Annotated in this window: 1 protein-coding gene; it reads right to left on the bottom strand. The window is 74.5% G+C overall.

Annotated elements, in window-relative coordinates; genetic code table 11:
• A partial coding sequence (locus J0695_RS41035; protein ID WP_206969894.1) for an SDR family NAD(P)-dependent oxidoreductase occupies window positions 1-341 on the bottom strand: 341 nt, incomplete at both ends.

The raw sequence follows: 341 nt of genomic DNA, 5'->3' as shown, positions 1-341 counted from the left end.
CCGTGATCCGTCCCGCCTCCGCCTCGAAGACCCGCCCGCTGACCCCCTGGCACCCCTCGGACCCCAGCCACACCACCAGGGGCGACACGTCCTCGGGCAACCCCTCCAGCGCCCCGAACGTCTCCTCCGTCATCCGGGTCCGCGCCGCCGGCGCAATCGCGTTGACCTGCACCCCGTACCGCCCCATCTCCGCCGCGGCCACCAGCGTCAGCCCCACGATCCCCGCCTTCGCGGCCGCGTAGTTCCCCTGCCCGACGCTCCCCAACAGGCCAGCTCCCGACGTGGTGTTGATGACCCGCGCCGCGACCGTCCGCCCCGCCTTGGCCTCCCCCCGCCAGTAC

It is taken from the genome of Streptomyces beijiangensis, assembly GCF_017315755.1.
GTDB classification, from domain to species: domain Bacteria; phylum Actinomycetota; class Actinomycetes; order Streptomycetales; family Streptomycetaceae; genus Streptomyces; species Streptomyces beijiangensis.
Note: the sequence above shows the minus strand (reverse complement) of the source record. Positions and strands in the feature narration are given on the sequence as shown.